Genomic DNA, 17,035 nt, shown 5'->3' with positions numbered 1-17,035 from the left:
CGGCGGCCCCAACGGCATCTTTCTGTTCCGCCCTTCAGGCGTCAGCGCATGTCGTCGATAATGGCATCCAGTTCCTGCGCCAGCCGGGCAAGGTCGCTCACGGCCCCTGCCGAATGGCGCATGGAATCGGCCGTATGGCCGGAAATGGTGCTGATGCGGTCCACCGCGCGGGTAATCTGCTCGCTGGCGGCGGACTGCTGCTCCGCCGCCGTGGCGATGGCCCGCACCTGATCCGCCGTGCGGTCCACGGTGCCCACGATGGCCAGCAACGCCTCGCCGCTGCGTCCGGCCAGCCCGGTGGACTGCGCCACCAGCCGCACGGCCTCGTCGGTGGCGGAACGGCTGCGGGCAACGCCGGTACGGATGGCCTCGACAAAGCCCACCACCTCTCGCGTGGCCTGCATGGTCTTTTCGGCCAGCTTGCGCACCTCGTCGGCCACCACGGCGAATCCGCGCCCGGCGTCACCGGCCCGGGCCGCCTCGATGGCGGCGTTCAGGGCCAGCAGGTTGGTCTGGTCCGCAATGTCCTCGATGACCCCGATGATGCGCCCCACGCCCTCGGCCTGGGTGCCCAGTTCGCCCATGTCGTGTTCCAGCACGCGGGCCTGCTCGGCCACGCGATTGATGCACGCCACGGCCTCTTCCACCACGACCGATCCCTGCCGGGCCTGCTCGTGGGCGGTACCGGCCAGGTCGGCGGCGGAACCGGCATTGCTGGCCACCTCCATGACGGAGGCGTTCATCTGCTCCATGGCCGAGGCGCTTTCCACGGCCAGCCCGCGCTGCTCGTCCGCGCCGCTGCTGGCCTCTTCCACCTGCTCCGACAGTTCTCCCGATGCGGAGGACACCCGCGCGGAAACCTGCCGCGCCGCCTCCGCCGCGCGGGCGATGCGGGCGTGCTGTTCTTCTATGCGGGCTTGCTGGCGCTGCATTTCGGTAACGTCGGTGTACACGCTGAAGGCGCCGATGAGGTTGCCGTCCAGATCCAGCAGCGGCGCCGAGTCCACCACCACGTGCACCTGCCCGCCCTTGCGGCTGTCCAGGGTGACGCGCTGGCCGGTGTGCACGGCGCGTTCGCGCAGTACGCGGTCGGTCACGGTGACGTGCTGCGGCTCGCCGAACATCAGGTCGCCCACGGTCTTGCCTGTCTGTTCCTCCGGCGTGCCGTCCAGCCCCAGCATGCGCAGCAGGGCCGTGTTGCAGTAGCTGACGCGGCCATCCGTGTCCGCCACCAGAAAGGGCAGGGTCATGCCGTTCAGGATGCCCTTGGAAAAACCCAGTTCCTTCTTCAGCCCGCCCACCATGCCATGCAGGTTGGCGGCCAGGCGCGCCAGTTCGTCATGCCCTCCCACGGCAAGATCGGCGTTCAGGTCGCCACCGGCAATGGCCGTGCTGGCATCGGTGATGCGCTGCACCCTGTCCACGATGGCCCGCCGGATGAACAGGATGACCCCGGCCAGCAAGGCCACCAGCCCCGCCGCCGAGATGGCCGCGCTTTCCAGGATGCGCCCGTTCACCCCGGCCAGGATGGGCGTGACGTCCTGCATCATCACCAACTGCCCCAGCAACGGTTGCGAAGCGCCGTGGCAGTGGTGGCACGAGGGCTCGTTGGGAATGCCCGTCACGTGCGCGAACACCGACCGTCCGTCCCGCTCGAACAGCAGCGACGCCTCCAGCGCCTCGCGCCGGGCGCGTCCGGTCAGGTCGCGCAGGCCGGGGTCGGTCAGCACCTCGGACAGGTCGCGCCGTTCCGCCTCTGGCCGGGTGGAATAGGTGATGTTGCCGGTGAAGCTGGCCAGATGCACGGTGGTATCCGCGTAGCTGCGCGCCAGTTCGGCGAATTCGGCGCGGGTGCCCGCGTCGTTGCCCAGCAGCATGGGTCGGTCGATGGCCCGCTTGATCATGGACGATTCGCGGGTGACCACGGCCTCCAGTTCTTTCAGGGCCGCGTGACGCTGGCGCCACGCCCCGGTGCCGATGATGACCGCGAACACACTGATGGCGATGACCGTCACCAGAAGCGAAGTGCGCAGGCTGAGCGACCGCGCGAGAGTCCCCCCCATGTTCGCCCCCTAGTGCGCGCCGCTGTGCAGCAAGGGTTTGAAGCCGAACGAACGCACCCGGCTTGCGTTGTGGCAGCCTTCGCAAGTGGTCATGGTGGGCTTGCCGATGAGCGAGGGGTCACCCGCTTCGGCGTGGGCCGCGCCGGGTCCGTGGCAGGTTTCGCAGCCCACGTCGGCAAACTGCGGGGTGGCGGCGTAATCCACGAAGCCGCCCTTGCCGTAGCCGGTCACGTGGCACTCATAGCAGCCGCGCAGTTCTTCCTCGGTCAGCTTGGGTGCCATGGTGGCCACGCTCTTCCACGACTTGGCCTTTTTGGAATACTTCTGGAATTTCTCGTATTCCCCGGCGTGGCAGGGCTGGCATGCGGCGCTGCCCACATAGGGCGTGGCCGCCCTTGCGGGCGTGAGCGCCGTGGCCGCCATCACCCCCGCAAGGGCGGCCACGCAGCACAAAACACTGATTGATCGGGCGCGGATCATGTATCTCCCCGAAAACAGGCGAGTTATCCCTTGCGGGAATTCACCGATTTGTGAAAAATAGCACAGAAAATGTGGATTCGTAGTAGGGGAATTACCAACACGCGTCAACGTTGCAGTATGCCTTCTTTTATAATGGCATCACACCCGTTCCAGACAAAAAAGCGCGCGGCATGCCCCGGGGCAGACCGCGCGCTTCGGCTGGTTGGCGAGCGTATGGCTAACTCTGCTTCAATTCCTCTACCAGGCGCTTGAGCACCTGCGACTGGTTGGCCAGTTCGTTCACGGCGGTGGCCGCTTCGCGCATGGCCTGGGCCGTTTCTGCCGAAATGGCGCTCACCTGTTCCACGGCCCGGTTGATTTCCTCGCTGGCGGCGGACTGCTGCTCCGACGCGGTGGCAATGCCTCGCACCTGATCGGCGGCGGCATCGACGAAGCGCACGATTTCGCGCAGCGATTCGCCCGAGCGCCGGGCAAGGTCGGTGGCCTCCTCGATGGTGCCCACGGAACGATCCACATGCTCCATGTTGGTGCGCGTGCCCTGCTGGATGCCGCGCACCGCTGCGCCCACCTCCTGGGTGGCGTGCATGGTCTTTTCTGCCAGCTTGCGCACCTCGTCGGCCACCACGGCAAAGCCGCGCCCGGCGTCACCGGCACGGGCCGCCTCGATGGCGGCATTCAGCGCCAGCAGGTTTGTCTGGTCGGCTATATCACTGATAACGTTCATTATCTGCCCAATGGACTCTGCCTGCCGCCCCAACTCCTCCATATCGCGTTTCAGGGCCAGCGACTGCTGTTGCACCTGTCCGATGCCGTCCACCACCCTGCCGACGATGGCCGATCCCTCGTCGGCCATGCGGCGGGCGTTTTCCGAAACATCGGCGGCGCCGCCCGCATTGCGGGCCACCTCGAGCACGCTGGCGTTCATCTCTTCCATGGCCGTGGCGGTTTCCGCCACCCGGCGCGCCTGCTCCTCGGTACCCCGGTCGGACTGTTCGATCTGGGCGGACAACTCTTCCGACGCGGAAGACACCACTTCCACCACGCCCTCCAGCTTTTGCGCGGCCTGCAACATGCCCTCGCGCTTGGCGCTTTCCGCCTGGCGGCGAGCCTCTTCGGCCTCGCGCATGGCGGCCAGGGCTTCCTGCTCCTTGGCGGCGGCCTGACGGCTCTTGTCCTCCGCCTCGGCTATCTTGGACTTGAGGGTGCCCACCATCTGCTGCATGGCATCGTACACGCCCTTGTACCTGCTGGACCGGAACTGCACCGCAAGATTGCCCGCCGCGATCTGGCGCGAAACATCGTACAGGTAGCCGGGGTCTTCACCCAGTTGTGCCAGGGTGGAGCGTATGATGTACAGCGTGGCGGAAATGCCGAGGCCCAGCGAAGCCAGCACCAGCACCAGGTTGACGGTGCGGGCCGTGGTCACCTCGTTTTCGATCTGGCGCCCCGAGTCCGAGGCCCCCTTGTCGTTCAGTTCCACCAGTTCCACCACCCCTTGCAGGGCCGAACGGAACGCGGGACGGGCCTTGCCCACGGACACCGCGCGGGCCTCCTCCGTCTTCCGGGCCCGCGACAAGGGGAGGATCTGGGGGATCACCGCAAGATAGGCATCGGCGTCGGCTTTCATCTTCGTATAGAGTTGCCGTTCCTCATCGCTGGAAATAAGCGGTTCGTATCTGCGTGTCGTGTCGATAAAATCTGCACGGGCCTTTTCCAGGGACCGTTCCTCGTCGTCCATGGCGGCGTTCGTTTCCGCAACAATGTGCTGCAATTCCGCACGGCGCACGGTATTCAACGCCCCTCGCATATCGCCCAGCACCTTTATGCTGGGCAACCAGTTGGTCGTCACGTCACGGACATCTTCCAGAACGTTGCCGAACATGCGAATGCCGAACAGACCCAGCATGAGCATCAGCACCAGAAGTGTGCCGAACGCCCCGGTAAGCTTGACAGACAGTTTCATGGACGTGCTCCTTACGCAGCATGCGGTATGTTTTGAAGGCTCCGCGTGGGTACTTTCACGCGGCGGGCCTGCCCGTCCGGAAGCATCCCTAGTTCGCAGGGGCTACATTTCTGACTCGCATAATCGCAAGAAGCATTGTTATTTGACATTAGATTCTTGACGACATGAAGTGGGCACGCACTACATCACGGGTAGCCACGGCAAAAGAAAAACACCTGCCCCAAACCGGAAGCCCTCCCGGTTTCGGGGGCATGCCCGCCGGCAACTGCCGGGGCGATGCACGTCCGGCCAACGGGCCGAACTACGGCCTGCCCAACGGGCCGAACTACGGCCTGCGCAACGGGCGCAACTGCGCACCGGGCAACGGGGCGGACTCTCTGCTTGACGCGGGTGGCGGCTGACGCCACCCTGCCCCAATGGGGCTGGACCATGCGTCCCGGACGCGCCACGACCACACACGGAGGTTCACCATGCCGCACATGACCACCCCGGGCGCCCGCATGACGCGGCGCGCCGCACTGGCAGCGCTGGCCCTGCTGGGCGGAACGCTGGCCGTGACCGGGTTGCCCGGCCCGACCGGGCAGCCTGTCGGAGAAAACGAGAAGGGACTGGCGGGACGGGCGCGGCGTGCCCTGCGGCCCCTGCGCACCGGAATGGCCCACGCCGCACAGGGCGCGGTGTCCCTGCCGCCGCCGGACATTTCCGGCACGGCGGGCGGCGCGGGGAACAAAACGCTGATGCAGGCGCTGGCGGCGCGCTCCTCCACCCGGTCCTTCCGCGATGCCCCCATCCCCGAGCAGGTGCTGGGAGACCTGTTGTGGACCGCTTGGGGCATCAACCGTCCCGACGGACGACGCACCGTGCCCACGGCCCGGAACCGCCAGGGCATGGATGTATATGTGATACGCGCCGACGGGGCCTGGCGCTACGACGGCAGCGCGCACGCCCTGCTACCCGCTGCCACCGGCGACCTGCGCCCCCTGTTGGCCCGCCAGTCGTTCGTTGCCGCGGCCCCGCTTACACTGGTGTATACCGCCGCCACGGCAGAAGACCCGGCATACGCCGCCATGCATGCGGGATCCATGTATCAGGGGGCGGGATTGTTCTGCGCGTCCGCCGGGCTCGGCAACGTGGTCCGCGCCAGCTACGACGAAACGGCCCTGCATGCCGCCCTGCGCCTGCCCGCCGACCGGCGCATCGTCATCAGCCAGACCGTGGGCTGGCCCGGAAACTGAAACCGCCCGCCGGAGGGAACGGCGGGCGGCTGGGGAGAACCAGAAGCTGTTCGCGGATTCATGAGAAGCCGGAGCAACCTCCGGAACTGATTTGGCGGCTAGAACTTGTAGGTGACGCTGAGCCCCGCCATGTGGGCGTGGGCATCTTCGCGCTCCACTTCGTAATTGATGTAATTGACCGGGCGGGCGTCGTAGTGGCGATCGACCATCCACAGGTAGCCGTAGAACACGTCCACCACCCAGTTCTGGTCCACCTTCCACCCGGCGCCCACGGAGACGATCTGCCGGTCGGAGCAGGGCACGGCGAAGTCTTCGTATTTGTCGTTGATGGGGCTCTGGTCGTAGACGTAACCCGCGCGCAGATCCACGCTGTCGGTCAGGGCGTATTCCGCGCCGAACTGGAAGCGCCAGGTGTTCTTCCAGTCCTTTTCCTTGCTGACCGTGGGGTACATGCCCAGCAGGGCCGGATCGTAATCCATGGTCAGAGCCTCGTAGGCGCTCCAGCGGGTCCAGACCACGTCGGCCTCAAGGCTCAGGCGATCAATCGGCTTGACCATCACGCCGAAGGTCACCGACTCGGGCAGGGGTTCGGTGCCGGAAATGCCGCCCTGGCTGATTGTCGGCGGGGAGGTCACCTTCTTTCGGGTAAAGTCCACGTCCCCAGTCACCTTCAGGTCGATCTGGCTGCGCCAGGCAAGGCCGAAGGCCAGCCAGTCGTACGGCTTGTATCGCGCCCCCGCGTTGAGCCCGTAGGCCCAGCCGTCGGCGTCGATTTCCTGCTTCACGTCCGCCAGGGGGACGGTGCTGTCATACATGAAGCGCAGGTAGGTGGCTTCCACACCCACGGCCATGGAGAACTGGTCGGAAAACTTCATGGCCAGGTTGGGGTTGAAGGTCAGCGACTGAATGCCCGCGTACGAACAGTTGTAGCGCCCGGCCCAGTTGTCGCCGCCCGCGTATTCGGTGCCCAGCCCCACGCGCGAAAAGACGCCGAAGCCGAACCAGTAGTGGTCGTTCAACTGCTGCGTGTAATAGGCGGTAGGCAGCCCCCAGATGGCATCCGAGAAATCACGGTCGGTCTGGGACGCGCTTTTGAAATCCATGGTGGCGGCGGGCTTGATGGCCGTGGCGCCCACCTGCACCTGCGCCCCCGGCAGGTCAGTGATGTTGGCGGGATTGTAGGCCACCGAGGAGGGATCGGCATCGCGGGCAACCATGGCGCCGCCCAGCGCGGTGCCGCGTGCGCTCCATTCGTAGACGGCATAGCCGGAGGCGTGCGCATGCAACGGCAGCAGCAGCGCAACAAGGACCAGACACAGCAGGAACAATGGCTTTCGCATGACAACTTCCCGTACTTGCAGAGTATGCCCGTCGAATGTTGACAGGACGACGGGAGTGTAGCAGGCAGAAGTACAGCGTCAATGAACATAGCGTCGTTTTTTATTCATATTCCATGAATGACCTGCCGTGCCGTTCAACCGTGGTGAACCCATGACCAGCAATGAACACATGACCAGCACTGACCTTGTAGCCTTCTATGCTCCCCGGCTGGATGCCATGGACACCCCCGCCCTGCTGCTGGATGGCGATGGTGGCGTGCTGTACGCCAACAAACCCGCCCGGCTGCTGCGCGGGGCGGACGGTGATGCGGAGCGCACCACGGAAACAAAGGGGGCGCGCCCGAAATTGTCCGCGCCGGGTTGTCCGGCGCCCGCTCACGGCTGGCTGCACGACGAAGTGCCCCCCGTGCCCCAAGGCGGCACGCCAGTGCGCGAAAGCCGCACCCGAATCACCCTGCCCGACGGCGCTGGCATCCGGCAGATAAGCTGGACCTGCGTGGCCGTGCCCGTGCCCGGCACGGGCGGGGAAGGAGGTACGGAAAAAGGCGAAAGGGCGCACCCGGACGGGTGGAAGGGTGCTCGACACGGCGAATCTGCCCGACAGACCGGGAACGGTGGCGCGATCCGGCATGCGGGCATGTGGGAGATGTGCGGCCCTAGTGAAACGGACGAAACGGACGAAACCGATGAAACCGGCGAAACGGATGGAGCGAACGGAGCGGGCGGACCGGGCGGAGCGGGCGGAGCGGACGCAGCGGATGACCGGAGCAGTGAAAGCGGCACCGGCAGCGTAATCCGCCCCCCCTATCCGGCCCGCACCATCCATCTGGCCTGGGGCCGCCTGCGCACTACCGAGGGGGGGCAGGAAATGGGCTTCACCATTCTGCCCAACGGAGTCATCCAGGCGGTCAGCCCCGCGCTGTGCGCCATTTGCGGCTACACGCGGGACGAACTGGTGGGCCGGTCCGCGCGGGAGTTCTACTTTACCTCCACGGCACGCAAGCGCATCGTCAGTCAACTCATCAAGCGGGCGGAGGTGGAGAACGGCGAGGTGACCCTGCGGCGCAAGGACGGATCGCCCCTGGCCCTGTGGTACACGGCCGAATCCATCCGCGATGCGGCGGGCCGCATGGTGGCCTACAGCGGCTACTTTCAGGAGCGCCCGTTCGCCTTCTCGTCCAAGCTGGCCAGCGACTTTTCGCGCGTGGTGGATGCCCTGCCGGGCCTGGCATGGGTATGCGGGCGCGACCTGCGCATCGTGGCCGTCAACGATGCGTATCTTGCCGCATACGGCCGTACGCGCGACGAGGTGATGGGCCGCACCGAATACGACTTCCTGCCACCGGAACTGGCCCGCTACCCCGTGGAGGCGGCGCTGAAGGTGTTCGAGGAAAAACGGGAGCTGGAACACCCGGCGGTGCCGCACCTGCTGGACCCTTCCGTGTGGTACCGGGTGATCCGGCGACCCATCTTCGACGACAACCGGCAGGAAGTCATCGGCCTGCTGGGCATCGCGCAGGATATTTCCGCCAAGGTGGTGCAGGAAAACGCCTTCATCGAGCAACTGCACACCCACCAGGGCGACGTGGTGGTGGTGACCGACGATCAGGGGCGGATATTGCGGCGATCACGCCAGACGCTGACCCCGGCCATATTCGGGCGGCAGGAGCCGTACGACGCCTACACCCTGGACATGGGGCCGGTGCTGGACCTGCTGCACGAAAGCGACCTGCCCGCCGTGCGCCAGGCACTGCTGCGGGCCATGCGCGAACACCGCGAACAGCACTTCGAATGCCGCATCCGCAACCTGTCGGGCAGCTATTCCACCGTGCACGCCCGACTGGTGTACAACGACACCATCTACGGCGAGCCGCGCGTGTACGTGGTGGCGCGCGACGTTTCCGGCGAGATGGGACTGCGCCAGGCACCCATGGTGCTGGAACGCCTGAAGGAGGCGGCGGGGGCACGCACCGACCGCGAGCTGGCGAGCTTCCTGAACGTGTCGGCGGCGTCCATTTCCAACGCCCGCAAGAACGGGCGCATCCCGCCGGACTGGCTCATCGATGCGGGGTTGAGGACGGGGAGGTCGATCGACTGGCTGGTGAGGGGCGTTGTGTAAAGGTTGGGTGTACGGCAATGGTTCCACGGCTCCGCCCGGTCCCGTCCCGACCTTACCGGCCTCGCCCTGTCGTGCCTGTCCCCCATAGCTCAACCGGTATGGACTGACATAAGCCAGACACCACGCGTCGACCAGCAAAGGTACATGGACATGCCTGAAACGAAAACGTATGCCTCAGCGGTCGCGCGGTGGTCTGCAGAGGCCGCGCACCTGGAAAGCGCCTTGCATCCGGCCCCACAATCGCATCGCATAGTTCCAGAAGCAGGACATACCGCATATGCACGGTCTTAAGAGAATATGGAAAAACCTGCCGCCACAGGCCCAGTCGCGCATCCTGAAGACATGCTGCTCCCTGCTCGCGACCAGACGCGACGGGCATACGCACGGCGACGACCCCGTATATGTTGTGGGCAGCCTTCGGAGCGCCACAGGTATTGGCGAGGGCGCCCGGTTGTATCTGCAAAGCGCACGCGACGCAGGCAGGCAAGCATGCGGAGTGGATGCCACGTCGGCCATGTTGCAGCAGGCCGTTCTGCCACCAGAGGGCATAGCAGACTGCCTGGAACTATCGGACCTTGCCACCCATATCGGCGGCGGAACCGTGGTTATCCACGCCAACCCACCGCTTTTCCACATGGTTCTGCTGCGAATGAACAGGAAATTCCTGCGCAACAAACGCCTTGTGGCGTACTGGGCCTGGGAATTGGAATGCCTGCCCCAAATCTACCTCGACGCGTTGGACCATGTGGACGCCGTGGAAGTACCCAGCGAATTCACGGCCAATGCCTTCCGCCGCGTGACGGACAAAGAGGTGCGCGTGGTGCCGCACAAACTGCCCGAACCCGTGCTCCGCAAGGCAGGCTTCTGCGCGGACGGCGTGATGCGCTGCCTGTACGTCTTCGACATGGCCTCATCATGCGAGCGCAAGAACCCCTGGGCGGCCATTGCTGCCTTTGCCGCGGCCTTTCCCAACGGGCGAGGAGCTTCGCTCACGCTCAAGACCAGCCAGCACCAGGCAGCGCCGCACACCTACAGACGCCTACTGGCACTAGCCGATGCTACGCCCGGCGTAACCCTGATGACAGAAAACCTCACGGCTGGCGGTCTGGATGAGCTGTATCTGCACCATGACGTATATCTTTCGACGCATCGGTCAGAAGGCTATGGCCTGACCATCCATGAAGCAATGCTGCGTGGACTGCATGTGGCGGCCACGGGATGGTCCGCCAACATGGAATTCATGAAGGGACCGTTGGCGCATCCTTTGCCCTTCACACTGGTGCCGGTTCCTGCGGGGCAGATGCCTGCCTGCGGGAAGGCAGTGCGCTGGGCGGAAGTGGATACCCAAGGGGCAGCCGAAGTCTTGAAAGCCCTACAAAAAACACTCTGTACAAAATAACGGCGCCCTCTGTTCAGTGGAACACACCTTTCAACTGCACTTCCCACCACAGCCATAAGGCCCATGGACTAGCGACGACCAAGTCAATGACAGCAGCAACGCTGTCGGCCTTGGTTCCCAGCCTAGAAAATACGTAAATTCGGCTTACCCATCGTGCCCTTAAGGCAATGAGCCAGAGCAATGAATATAATACGCAGGCGGCTTGCCTGATTTCTCATTAACCGTTTGATTGCCACACCAATCAGGCTAAAAACAACTACAGGGAAAATATATGGGTAATATTTTCTGGACAACCAAAGCCTATTCCTGATGGAGAGAAAATCTATCAATAACGGCTTGGACCCTCTGGAACTATCACTTTGAGGGCACGTAGAAGCACCTTCCTTGTGGTAGACGACACTTTCAGCAACCCATACTGCCTGAAAATTCATTCGCCTTGCACGCAATCCATATTCAACATCTTCGTAATATAAAAAATAATCTTCATCTAAAAGCCCAAGCTTGGAAAATGCAGCTGCCGTGATCAACATGGATGCACCACAAATGTATTCCAAAGGCTTTGGGCCATTCCGAGGTATCTCCGACAACGGGAACGGCTTACCTTCAAGATAATGACGAGTGCCTCCCCATAAAGGAAAGTACCACCCACCGCCTGCACACTGTATTGTATCGGGCCTGCCTGCGTACACCAGGGTTGAACCGGCAAGGCCAATATTTGGACTCTCTGCAACACAACGCATTAGCTCTGACAATGCGTGTGGATCTGGGATTGTATCATTGTTAAGCAGCCAAAAACACTCAAGACCATCAATATTCGCCAAAGCCCTTAACGCAATATTATTTCCCGCTGAAAACCCGCCATTACGCTTGGATTTTATAAAAACATTGCGTGCCGTTTCCGGCGGAACGCCCGAAGCATCTAAAACAGCAAACGAGTCGCCTTGAAATCTGGAAAACTCTCTCCAAAAGCGCTCGATAACATCACACGAATCATCTGTTGACCCATTGTCAACAACAACAATCATCTTGGGCTGCACAACCAAAGACGCAAGACTCTCGATACATACACATGTATCGCTAGATCCGTTATAGTTAACTATAATTATTGCGCAAGGAGCATATTCAATTCTGCTCAACACTCTAATATCCCTCACGCAAGCGCTTGGCTCAAAAAAGTACGCGCCCTTCAACATTGAACATGGACGACAAAAAAAACGCCACAAAACCAGACATTCGCCCTACTGCTAACTAGCATGCAAAGAATGCAATATAAACAAAGAACATCTCTGCGCTGCGCACACACCTTTCTACACTCTTTAAATATACACAGTGAAGAATCATATTCTATGCAGCACCCGCTTCACAAGCGGGAGCTACCTACTCTCGCAGACATGCAAGCAAAAATAAATTGCAATTCTGCCCCCTACGGATGGGCACCTTTGAGGAGATCAATGAACGTTCGCCCCGCCCGCGTCTGCCGCGCCCCCTTCACACTTAACTCCAAAACGGACGTTTTCCCCGCCACTTGCGCGTGATATTAACGAAACCAGCCGCCCGCACAGGCCCAAGAACACGACACAATAAAGCAACAGCGGCGACAACACATCCTACCCGCATATGGCGCGAAGATATGGCCCCCGCATGCCTCATAGCGATCCTCAGCGACTCCAGAAAAATTCGCGGCTGAGAGCATAGCCGCGAGGAAACACCACCCAACGCCATGTGGGTGACCGTAACATCCAGCTTAGCGACTTGCCGGTCATCAAGCACAGTGCGACAAAAAAAATCATAATCACCCAGCACGCGATACGTGCTGTCAAACAACTCACCCCTAAAAACAGAACGCCTGTGCAACACGCCAGTGTGGCAGAAGATCATCTCGCGGCGCAATCGCTGCACCGCATTATCCACATCAACCGGATATTCCCCGTAATACTCACCCGATACAGCAAAAAGGGTCACCCCACCAACAGCGTACAAAACCTCCGGAGCAACCAGAAGAAGCGCACCCTTCATGCTCTGGAGCACGGTCGGGCCCGCCAAGCGATCGTCAGCGCCAAGAAACAGCACCCACTGTCCGCGAACCACCCGCAGAGCCTTGTTCCATGCATCGTAAATCCCGCTATCGGGACCGGAAGCCAATGACAGCGCCGGCAGGCATGACCTATACGACTCGAGAACCGCTATGGTGTCGTCGACGGACCCACCATCCTGCACCACGAGCTCGAAGTCCCGGCACGACTGTGCAGCCAAGGAATCAAGCAGACACGCCAACGTCGCTCCCGCATTATACGTTGCTGTCACTATAGAAAAAAATGGAGGCACAGCCTCAACCCAGCCTGCTACATTGCAAAAAAACAGATTTGAATTTGGAAATCGCCTTGCGCACAGACAGGACCTCGGCCAGGCAACGCATCCTGTCCTTCACCGGCACCCCCTTGCGCACAATGATACCCGTCTCCAAATTCAGAATGGGTGACCGCAAAGCGCTGAAGCACGCCAACTGCGCTGCCCGCCACCGTCGCCTTTTACACGCAAGGCGGTGCGAAATTTCAGCCTGATAACACGCCATATCCGCAGACAGCTGCCCCTCCCGCACCACAAAGGAACCGAGCTTTTGAGGAATAAATACCGGTTCGGCCCTGTCGGCCATGTTGCGCCACAAATCCCAGTCCCCAGCAAGCTTGAACGACGAATCGCACCCCCCGGCAGCGTCCCACAGCCTTTTACGAAAAAAACATCCCTCCTGCTGAAAAAAACGCCAGAAACGCCCATCAGCGATTCCCGCCGCAAGCAGGGCACGCGGATAAAGCTCTTGCTTCACATGCTCGTCACCGCCGAGAGCAATGACCGATGTCAAACCGTAAACCCACTCTACTCCGTAAATTTTAGCAGCCGCCTCTACTGCCTGTACGGCGCCATCAGCCAGCAAGTCATCTGCGTTCAGCCAACCAACGAACGCATCACCAGGTATATCCAGACCATTCAGCGCCTTATTTATCGCATCATACATTCCAGAATCTGCACTTGATTCCCATGAAAATGTCACATTTGGGTACGCCTCTGGAAAATCAGCGATCGCTCCCGCCACAGAACGCAGAATATCAATTGTTCCGTCCGACGATCCTCCATCCTGAACATGATAAAACAACTGACCTTGTCGAAACTGCGCAAGCACACTGTCAATAGTCTTCCTGATCGTAGCCGCCCCATTACGCACTGGAGTAACTACATATATTGTACGCGCAATATTCATAAGTACGCGTTATCGCCAAACAACGGCATATCGCTGCGCAGAAACACAATATCCATTTGCCATATCGCACAATCCTTCTCCCGCCACATCGGAGAGCAGATATCAAAGACGGAGAAGCCCAAATCATTCATGTACGCACAAAGCTCATAGAATTTGAGACATTCAGGCGTTAGCTTAAATCCATATGCTTCAATAACAGCGACACTTGTTTCGCGAAGTGTATCACGCGCCCCCTCAAGTATCGGAACCTCAAAACCATGCGTATCTAACTTTACCATAAATGGACCACTAAGACGGCGCTTAGCCACCTCATGATCGATAGACGTGGATGGAATACAGCAATCATCACCATTCAAAAAGCTTTCCCGCGCCAGCCCACCAAAAGGGCTTGACATATCAAAATAGACCGTCCCCAGGCCACGGCCAGCCGCCGCAAGCATATACTCCCTCTTAGCCCCTTCACAGAATTTCTGCAGATCTTCCTCGTGCACCGGATTCGCCTCTATTAATAAAAAATGCGCATCTGAAAAATAAGGAACCGCCGCCCTGGACCATCTAGCGTCAGAAGCCCCAACATCAATGACAGTCGCGACAGGAATGCCCAGATCAAGAAGCGATTCAAAGCACAACTGAACACCGCAATACTGCTGAGCTATATCCGTCTTGAATGACCAAGGCACTTTTCCATACGCTAATCGAATCAAATGCGGGAGCAAAAGCTTGCGCAAACCCGCTCGAAATTTTTCCAGCACACGAATCTTCAGCATAGCCACCACACTCGCGGTTGTGAAATTAGAATACACTCATAAATGCGCCTTTTCCGGCCTCGGCAGCAGCGAAACGATTTCTCTCGACCTTCATACAGGCGGCATCACCCAACGCACCTCAACTCTTCATCCACAAGCGCAAAAAAGATACCGGCGCCCCCACACACGCCAACGCTTAAGCACATCGCTCATCCGAACTCGCCGAGCACTCTTCCTCGCAATAGCTTGCCAACAATCCGTAGTTTTTGAAAAACGACCGACACTTCAATACCCAGCGCAGTCACGAGCAATAGCCAGGACGTCAGTTACACGGACCTTGCGGCGCACATATTTTGACAGCACATACAACCGCCGGGAGGGGGGGGGGGGCAAAACCCAATCGAGAAAGAAAAGCGTCGCTTAAGGCCTCAGCGGCAACAGAGGCGACCTTGACCATGCCGAAACTTTCGCCACGACCAGCACACGACTAAGGCTTGCTGCTCCCATTCTCGCAGAATACTCTTGCAGTCACGTAAAAAAGCAAAGTTGCTTCTCAAATCTTGCCGAATACCGACAAAAGAGCCCCGCCCCCCTTTTAACGCCTGCACAGCAAGCGAATAACGCCTTGCATATTGGCAAACTATCCCTCCCCTTACTTCGCACGTCAAAGAACAAGAATAATCACGAAAACCTGAGGAATAAAATGGTCCTCGAATATGCTTAAAACCTTGAGCATGATAAAAAATCAACGTTTCACCATTGACCGTAACCGCATTACCACGCCGGGTCACGGAGGCAGCCGCAAGGTTCCAGGGGGCGACACCACCTCCATTGTGTTGCATGACATGGACTCCGGCGAAGCGCTGCGGGAAGGCGTCCAAATACTTTTGGTCAGCGAAGCGGTCAGCCTCCAATTCGTCCTTGCACCAGTTCAAGCAGGACTTGCGGTACCATGCAAGGCAGGCCATCCCTTCCGTAGTTCTGCGAAATGTCAGCCAACTTACATTATACATTCCAAATTTAATTAAAGCTGCCAAATGCGGAGCAAACTTATGTGGGGTGATGATGACCGAAGCTCTTGGCGCTTCTTCAAAAATCGGCTCCGGTGATGAGAAAAACATCATGTCTGCGTCGAGGTAGGTAACCTCATCAATAGTATCGTCTCGCGTCAGCAAGTGCCACGGGAGGCATGGAGTAATGGTGAAGTAATATTCGATGAGGCTGCGGGTTGCTTGGGTCGCGGCCAACTCCGGATCCGCGGCTTCAAGATGGGGCAACCGGATCAAAGAAACGTAAGGATAGGCAAGCGCGGCTAGTGCGGCATGACACTGGTCAGAAAGACAAAGCACATGGATTTGCGCGTGAGGGCAGTGTTCATGTAGGCTCTCCAGCATGACTATGCCGCGCGGAAGATAATTGTGATCGAAATAAGTGCAGAAATGTCGGGTGCTCACAGGTATTTCTCCAAGCGTGGAGCAAAGTAGGCCAATGTCCGACTCAAGCCCTCCTCCAGCGACACTACGGGGTGCCAGCCCAATTCTTTTCGAATACGCGCATCTTGAGAGTAATAGTCGCCAATATCTATTTTCTTGCGATCTTCGGGAAAATCCTTCAGGGCATATTGGCCACAGTTACTGGCTGCGATAAGTGCATCAGCCAACTCCCTCAGGCTGACAACCTTGTCTCCACCAAGATTGTAGACTTTTCCGTCCGCCTGGTCCGATGCAGTTAGCAGCAAAGCTTCCACGCAATCCTCCACATAGGTGAAGTCGCGCAATTGCTCGCCTCCCCAGACCTCGAAGATCTTGCCCTCCAGGATCAAGCGTATCCATATGCCTACAAAGGTTTGACGAGCATCTTTAATGCGCATGCGTGGGCCGTAGGTGTTGGTCAGGCGCAGTACGGTGGAACGCAGGCCGTACACGTTATTGTACAACATGTGGTACCACTCGCCTGCAACCTTGTGGATGCCGTTGATGTCCACAGGGCGGATAGGGTGCTCCTCATCCACGGGTAGATAATCCGGGCGACCGTATATCTGTCTAGTGCCTGCAAAGACGATCTTCACGCGAGGGTTGTTCGTGCGGCAGGATTCAAGAATAGAAAGCTGGGCTTTTGCATTGATTTCAAGATCTGTGAATGGGTCAGCCATTGAATCCATATGGCTGGTCTGTCCCGCCAAGTTAAAGAGAAAATCCTGCCCTTGGACCAGATAGCGCATGGCGTGCGGGTCGCGCACATCCGTTACGGAAAGTGATATTTTCTTTTCAATCCCTTCCAGATTGGCAGGAGAGCCTCCGTACTCGGGAATAAAACTGTCGGCAATGGTTACTTGCGCACCGAGATTTACAAGGCGATGAGCGAGGGTGGAGCCGATAAAGCCCGCGCCACCAGTGATGAGTACCCTGGCCCCGGAGAAATCCATACAAGCTCC

General features: G+C 59.9%; 13 protein-coding genes. 3 read left to right on the top strand and 10 right to left on the bottom strand.

Annotated features, from left to right (window positions below; translation table 11 throughout):
• Window positions 1-41 precede the first annotated feature (41 nt).
• The 3 genes from K6142_RS02380 to K6142_RS02370 form a co-directional block, all read right to left on the bottom strand.
• Window positions 42-2,063, bottom strand: a complete 2,022-nt coding sequence (locus K6142_RS02380; protein ID WP_190243802.1) for a methyl-accepting chemotaxis protein — start codon at window positions 2,061-2,063, stop codon at window positions 42-44.
• Window positions 2,064-2,072: 9 nt separating this feature from the next.
• Entirely contained in the window at window positions 2,073-2,543 is a 471-nt protein-coding gene (locus K6142_RS02375) for a cytochrome c family protein (protein ID WP_190243803.1), read from the bottom strand.
• A 217-nt stretch (window positions 2,544-2,760) separates the two neighbouring features.
• On the bottom strand, window positions 2,761-4,506 hold the full coding sequence (locus K6142_RS02370; RefSeq protein ID WP_190243804.1) for a methyl-accepting chemotaxis protein: 1,746 nt from the start codon (window positions 4,504-4,506) through the stop codon (window positions 2,761-2,763).
• A 470-nt stretch (window positions 4,507-4,976) separates the two neighbouring features.
• Here K6142_RS02370 and K6142_RS02365 point away from each other — a divergent pair, with 470 nt between their 5' ends.
• Window positions 4,977-5,741: a SagB/ThcOx family dehydrogenase gene (locus K6142_RS02365; protein WP_190243806.1), complete on the top strand. Its 765-nt coding sequence runs from the start codon at window positions 4,977-4,979 to the stop codon at window positions 5,739-5,741.
• Window positions 5,742-5,839: 98 nt separating this feature from the next.
• Here K6142_RS02365 and K6142_RS02360 read toward each other — a convergent pair whose 3' ends face one another.
• On the bottom strand, window positions 5,840-7,081 hold the full coding sequence (locus K6142_RS02360; protein ID WP_190243807.1) for an OmpP1/FadL family transporter: 1,242 nt from the start codon (window positions 7,079-7,081) through the stop codon (window positions 5,840-5,842).
• A gap of 151 nt (window positions 7,082-7,232) precedes the next feature.
• Here K6142_RS02360 and K6142_RS02355 point away from each other — a divergent pair, with 151 nt between their 5' ends.
• Window positions 7,233-9,200: a PAS domain-containing protein gene (locus K6142_RS02355; protein WP_190243808.1), complete on the top strand. Its 1,968-nt coding sequence runs from the start codon at window positions 7,233-7,235 to the stop codon at window positions 9,198-9,200.
• Between the two features lie 277 nt (window positions 9,201-9,477).
• Window positions 9,478-10,599, top strand: coding sequence for a glycosyltransferase (locus K6142_RS02350; RefSeq protein ID WP_190243809.1), 1,122 nt, complete (start codon window positions 9,478-9,480; stop codon window positions 10,597-10,599).
• Window positions 10,600-10,721: 122 nt separating this feature from the next.
• Here K6142_RS02350 and K6142_RS02345 read toward each other — a convergent pair whose 3' ends face one another.
• The 6 genes from K6142_RS02345 to K6142_RS02320 form a co-directional block, all read right to left on the bottom strand.
• A complete protein-coding gene (locus tag K6142_RS02345; protein WP_223290226.1) occupies window positions 10,722-11,792 on the bottom strand; it encodes a glycosyltransferase family 2 protein in 1,071 nt (356 codons plus the stop codon).
• Between the two features lie 301 nt (window positions 11,793-12,093).
• Window positions 12,094-12,903 carry a glycosyltransferase family 2 protein gene (locus tag K6142_RS02340; RefSeq protein ID WP_223380785.1) on the bottom strand — a complete coding sequence of 270 codons (810 nt, stop codon included), beginning with the start codon at window positions 12,901-12,903 and terminating at the stop codon, window positions 12,094-12,096.
• Window positions 12,904-12,928: 25 nt separating this feature from the next.
• Entirely contained in the window at window positions 12,929-13,855 is a 927-nt protein-coding gene (locus K6142_RS02335; protein ID WP_190243812.1) for a glycosyltransferase, read from the bottom strand.
• The gene (locus K6142_RS02330) at window positions 13,852-14,622 is read right to left on the bottom strand and encodes an FkbM family methyltransferase (protein ID WP_190243813.1); all 771 of its coding nucleotides are present in this window, start codon (window positions 14,620-14,622) and stop codon (window positions 13,852-13,854) included. The genes K6142_RS02335 and K6142_RS02330 overlap by 4 nt, the downstream gene beginning before the upstream one ends.
• A gap of 407 nt (window positions 14,623-15,029) precedes the next feature.
• A complete protein-coding gene (locus tag K6142_RS02325; RefSeq protein ID WP_190243814.1) occupies window positions 15,030-16,055 on the bottom strand; it encodes a glycosyl transferase in 1,026 nt (341 codons plus the stop codon).
• Window positions 16,052-17,026, bottom strand: a complete 975-nt coding sequence (locus K6142_RS02320; RefSeq protein ID WP_190243815.1) for an NAD-dependent epimerase/dehydratase family protein — start codon at window positions 17,024-17,026, stop codon at window positions 16,052-16,054. The genes K6142_RS02325 and K6142_RS02320 overlap by 4 nt, the downstream gene beginning before the upstream one ends.
• Between the last annotated feature and the right edge of the window lie 9 nt (window positions 17,027-17,035).

It is taken from the genome of Nitratidesulfovibrio sp. SRB-5 (genome assembly GCF_019931275.1).
GTDB lineage: Bacteria > Desulfobacterota > Desulfovibrionia > Desulfovibrionales > Desulfovibrionaceae > Cupidesulfovibrio.
The sequence above is the reverse complement of the archived record's forward strand: the minus strand, read 5'-3'. Positions and strand labels throughout refer to the sequence as shown.

Excerpts from the sequence above, each read along its gene's own strand:
- K6142_RS02360 (WP_190243807.1), bottom strand. The coding sequence starts at position 7,081 with ATGCGAAAGCCATTGTTCCTGCTGTGTCTGGTCCTTGTTGCGCTGCTG.
- K6142_RS02380 (WP_190243802.1), bottom strand. The coding sequence starts at position 2,063 with ATGGGGGGGACTCTCGCGCGGTCGCTCAGCCTGCGCACTTCGCTTCTG.
- K6142_RS02345 (WP_223290226.1), bottom strand. The coding sequence starts at position 11,792 with ATGTTGAAGGGCGCGTACTTTTTTGAGCCAAGCGCTTGCGTGAGGGAT.
- K6142_RS02370 (WP_190243804.1), bottom strand. The coding sequence starts at position 4,506 with ATGAAACTGTCTGTCAAGCTTACCGGGGCGTTCGGCACACTTCTGGTG.
- K6142_RS02320 (WP_190243815.1), bottom strand. The coding sequence starts at position 17,026 with ATGGATTTCTCCGGGGCCAGGGTACTCATCACTGGTGGCGCGGGCTTT.
- K6142_RS02375 (WP_190243803.1), bottom strand. The coding sequence starts at position 2,543 with ATGATCCGCGCCCGATCAATCAGTGTTTTGTGCTGCGTGGCCGCCCTT.
- K6142_RS02330 (WP_190243813.1), bottom strand. The coding sequence starts at position 14,622 with ATGCTGAAGATTCGTGTGCTGGAAAAATTTCGAGCGGGTTTGCGCAAG.
- K6142_RS02350 (WP_190243809.1), top strand. The coding sequence starts at position 9,478 with ATGCACGGTCTTAAGAGAATATGGAAAAACCTGCCGCCACAGGCCCAG.
- K6142_RS02365 (WP_190243806.1), top strand. The coding sequence starts at position 4,977 with ATGCCGCACATGACCACCCCGGGCGCCCGCATGACGCGGCGCGCCGCA.
- K6142_RS02335 (WP_190243812.1), bottom strand. The coding sequence starts at position 13,855 with ATGAATATTGCGCGTACAATATATGTAGTTACTCCAGTGCGTAATGGG.
- K6142_RS02355 (WP_190243808.1), top strand. The coding sequence starts at position 7,233 with ATGACCAGCAATGAACACATGACCAGCACTGACCTTGTAGCCTTCTAT.